This is a genomic window from Streptomyces sp. NPDC048337 (assembly GCF_043201175.1).
Taxonomy (GTDB): Bacteria; Actinomycetota; Actinomycetes; order Streptomycetales; family Streptomycetaceae; genus Streptomyces.
In genome coordinates this window covers 54,859-58,785 of record NZ_JBICYR010000036.1, presented here as the reverse complement: position 1 = coordinate 58,785, position 3,927 = coordinate 54,859, and the positions used below count along the sequence as shown (strand labels likewise).

At 70.4% G+C, this 3,927-nt stretch carries 4 protein-coding genes; 1 reads left to right on the top strand and 3 read right to left on the bottom strand.

The annotated features are described in order from the left end of the window. Positions 1-235: 235 nt before the first annotated feature. Genes ACGFYU_RS35445 through ACGFYU_RS35435 form a run of 3 tightly spaced genes read right to left on the bottom strand, consistent with a single transcriptional unit; the run spans position 236 to position 2,182 of the window. On the bottom strand, positions 236-505 hold the full coding sequence (locus ACGFYU_RS35445; RefSeq protein ID WP_393831421.1) for a hypothetical protein: 270 nt from the start codon (positions 503-505) through the stop codon (positions 236-238). Positions 506-515: 10 nt separating this feature from the next. Next, positions 516-1,229 carry a TetR/AcrR family transcriptional regulator gene (locus tag ACGFYU_RS35440; protein WP_393831420.1) on the bottom strand — a complete coding sequence of 238 codons (714 nt, stop codon included), beginning with the start codon at positions 1,227-1,229 and terminating at the stop codon, positions 516-518. Between the two features lie 23 nt (positions 1,230-1,252). After that, positions 1,253-2,182, bottom strand: coding sequence for a diiron oxygenase (locus tag ACGFYU_RS35435; RefSeq protein WP_393831419.1), 930 nt, complete (start codon positions 2,180-2,182; stop codon positions 1,253-1,255). A gap of 177 nt (positions 2,183-2,359) precedes the next feature. Between ACGFYU_RS35435 and ACGFYU_RS35430 the strand changes: the two genes are divergently transcribed. Then, positions 2,360-3,460 (top strand): ferritin-like domain-containing protein, encoded by a 1,101-nt coding sequence (locus ACGFYU_RS35430; RefSeq protein ID WP_393831418.1) that lies wholly within the window; start codon positions 2,360-2,362, stop codon positions 3,458-3,460. Positions 3,461-3,927: the final 467 nt, after the last annotated feature.

The following is a 3,927-nucleotide window of genomic DNA, read 5'->3' as shown; positions in this document are numbered from 1 at the left end:
CGCCCTTTCCGGGTCGGCTCTGTCGGACCTGCCATCGCGCCGAATTCATCTCGTTTTAGTCCCGGCCGACACCCCACCCCGTCCCCGACCCCGGCAGCACCCTCCAGCCCACCCGGCACCTACCCAGCCCCGGCCGGCAATTCCGGCCCCGCCGGGACCATTCAGCCTGGCCGGCACTGTTCAGCCTCGCCGGCGTTTGAGGCGCGGGGAGCCCGCGGTTCGGGGAGGGCGGGGGTCAGGGGCGGGTCGGCTTGGTCCAGGGCCAGCGGGGCTTTGGTTTGCGGCCCGTCGGGACGTGGAGGTACTTCCAGCCCTTCTGGAGGTGCAGCCGCTTCGAGTAGCCCGACGGGACCCGCTCGTAGAGGAGCACCGTCGGCGGGCCGCCGTCCGCCGCCGGGACCGGGATCTCGTACCACTTCGGCGGGTGGCCGGTCGGGCCGAGCAGGATCGGGAGGACCCGGCCGTCCATCGGGCCGCCCTCGAAGGGGGTGGGTTGGCTTCTCACCCCCTCAGTGTCACAGCAGGTGCGCCGCCTCGGAGACCACCGGGATCACGCGCCGCGCCAGGACCCCGACCGGGCCCTCCGCCGGTTCAAGGGCCAGGGCCGCGCGGGCGGCCGCCGCGGTTTCCGGGTCCGTGGCGGCGGTTGCGGTCAGCAGGGCGATGAACTGGTCCACCAGCCAGTCCCGCAGGGCGTCCACCCCGGGCTGTTTGCCCTCGTCGATCCAGATGAGGGACGCCGCCTCCACCGCGGTGATCCACGTACGGACCATCATGCGCAGCCGGGGGCCGGGCTGCGGGACGCCCAGGTGGACGAGGATCTGCGCGGCCGCGGCCCGGCGGATGCCGTCCACGGTCGCCGTCGTACGGGAGGTCTCGACGACGCTGCCGCCCTGGAGGAGGGCCGAGAAGCCGGCGTCGTGCTCGTCGACGAAGGCCAGGTAGCGGTCGAGGGCGCGCGTCAGGCGCTGGGTCAGGGGGCCCTGCTGCGGTTCGGCGAAGCACTGTTCGAGGAGGTCGGCCGCCGAGCGCAGGGCGGCTTCGTAGAGCTGCTGCTTGCCGCCGGGGAAGTAGCGGTAGACGAGGGGGCGCGAGACCCCGGCCACCTCGGCGACGTCGTCGAGCGAGACCTCCTCGGGCGCCCGGTGCGCGAACAGCGAGAGGGCGACGTCGAGGAGTTGGGCTCGGCGCTCCTCGACGCTCAGTCTGCGGTAGGCGCGTACGGTCATGCACGCAGCGTAGACGACGCCCTTCAGGCGAGGAGGCCGGAGCTCTTCCACAGCCTGCGGCCGACTCCGCGCAGGACGCCGATGTCGTCGAGGAAGTCGGTGAGCCGCTTGGCGCCGGTCTGCATGACCTCGCGCCGGTGTCCGCTCGCCCTGACCTGGGCCACGGCCTCGCGCCGGTCCAGGCCGATGTTCTCGTAGACGGCCGGGTTGACGAAGGCGAGGGAGAAGACGCGGGCGGCCTCGCCGCAGCTGATCCGGGTGAGTTCCTGCTCCCAGCGCGGGGCGGTGAGCATCTGGCGGCGCAGTTCCTCGCGGGCGTACCGGACGTGGCGGGCCTCTTCGATGACGTGGATCCGGGTGACGCCGCGGACGAGGGGCTGGACGCGCTCGTCCGGGAAGGTCAGGCGCTGCATCCAGTCGAGGATCTCCTCGCCGAGGAGGGTGCAGGCGAAGGAGCCGGGGGTGGTCGAGATCGTCTTGAGGACGCGGGCGAGGTTGTGGTTGACGCGGGAGACCGGATAGGAGGGGGCGCCGGCCTTCTGGATCATGCGGGCGAACATCATCGAGTGGCGGCACTCGTCGGCGATCTCGGTGAGCGCGTACCGGACGTGGTTGCTGGTCAGGGACTTGTCGTAGATGTGCCGGACCAGCAGCTGCATGAGGATGATCTCGAACCAGATCCCGAGCGAGCCGAGCGCCGCCGCCTCGTGGCGGGAGAGGTCGATGCGCTGCTCCTCCCCCATCTTCTTCCAGAGCGGGGTGTCGTAGAGGGAGAGCAGTTCCGGCGGCCAGTAGTACTTGCCCTCGATCGCCGGGGCGTCCCAGTCGAGTTCCTTGTCGGGGTCGAAGGAGTGCTTGGCGGAGGATTCGAGCAGCCGTTCGGCGATCTGCTCGCGGTCCTTGAGCAGGCCGAGTGCGTCCCTCAGCGCGTTTCGATCGGTCGCGGTCGTCATGGCTTGGGATACCTCGCTCGTTGGGTTACCGGCGGTCACTGCTTATAAGACTGCCTGTCAGCAAGGTCGTCAATCCCCCGCGCACGACTTGTTGACCCCGCGTCTACCAACGTGTGACGCTGCCAACTGTCCAGTCCTGTACGGCAGTACGGCAGTACCTGAGACGAGGAGGCGTCAGTGTCGACGCACGAGCTCTACACCAAGGACCCGGGCGAGGGCGTCTGGCAGGTTCCGGCCTCCGGCTCCGCGCGCTTCAGCTGGGAGTACGACGGCGGCCGCGAACGGCTCCTCGCGCTCTACCAGAAGGGCAAGGACAAGCAGTGGGACGGCGCCAAGCGCATCGACTGGGACATCGAGGTGGACCCGTACGATCCGCTGGGCACGCCGGACGAGGTGCAGACGCTCTACGGGACGCGGCACTGGGCCAAACTCACCGAGAAGGACAAGGGCGAGCTGCGCCGGCACTACAGCGCCTGGCAGTTCAGCCAGTTCCTGCACGGCGAGCAGGGCGCGATGGTGTGCGCGGCGCGCATCGTGGAATCGGTGCCGGACCTGGACGCGAAGTTCTACTCCGCCACCCAGACCATGGACGAGGCCCGGCACGCGGAGATCTTCGGGCGCTTCCTGCACGAGAAGGTCGGGATGCTCTACCCGATCAACGACAGCCTCCAGGCACTGCTGGGCGACACCCTGCGCGACTCCCGCTGGGACATGCCGTACCTGGGCATGCAGGTGCTGATCGAGGGGCTGGCGCTGGCGGCCTTCGGCATGATCCGCGACACGACGGACAAGCCGCTGCCGAAGCAGATCCTGGCGTACGTGATGCAGGACGAGGCCCGGCACGTGGCCTTCGGGCGGATGGCACTGCGGGACTACTACAAGCAGCTGACGGACGCCGAGCTGCGCGAGCGCGAGGAGTTCGTGATCGAGGGCTGCTACCTGATGCGGGACCGGCTGCGCGGGGTGGAGGTGCTGGAGAACTTCGGGATCGCGCGGCGGGAGGCGGAGGAGTACAGCGAGCAGTCGGAATTCCTGCACCTGTTCCGGAAGCTGCTGTTCAGCCGGATCGTGCCGTGTGTGAAGGACATCGGGCTGTGGGGGGAGCGGTTGCAGAAGGCGTACCTCGACATGGGCGTCTTCGAGATGGGCGACTCGAACCTCGACCTCCTGATGAGCCAGGACGAGGAGATCGCCGAGGCGCTGGACCGCGAGCGGTTCGCGGCCGAGGAGTCGGAACGGGTGGCGGAGGTCCGCGCCACCATTGCCGAGGGCGCGTAGACCACCACCGCGCGGGACCGGTCCCCCTGCTCCTCAATCGCCGGAGGGGCTGGACGCACCTGGCGTGACTGAGTTGGGTACGGGCCAAAGATCGGGGCTCTGCCCCGTACCCCGCGCCTCAAACGCCGGCGAGGCTGAAAAGTCCCGGCCAGGCTGAATGGTCCCGGCGGGGCTGGCATTGCTGGCCGGGGCTGGGTAGGTGCCGGGTGGGCTGGAGGGTGCTGCCGGGGTCAGGCGGTACGCCCGGGGTCGGGGACGGGGTGGGGTGTCGGCCGGGACTAAAACGAGATGAATTCGGCGCAACGTCCCGCCCGACAGAGCCGACCCGGAAATGGCGCCGAACATCGAAGCCCGTCCCGGACGACACCCCACCCCCGCCCCCGCCCCCCCCACCACCCCCCCCCCGCCCCCCCCCCCCCCCCCCCGCCCCCCCCCCCCCCCCCCCCCCCCCCCCCCCCCCCCCCCAC

Excerpts from the sequence above, each read along its gene's own strand:
- ACGFYU_RS35435 (WP_393831419.1), bottom strand. The coding sequence starts at position 2,182 with ATGACGACCGCGACCGATCGAAACGCGCTGAGGGACGCACTCGGCCTG.
- ACGFYU_RS35440 (WP_393831420.1), bottom strand. The coding sequence starts at position 1,229 with ATGACCGTACGCGCCTACCGCAGACTGAGCGTCGAGGAGCGCCGAGCC.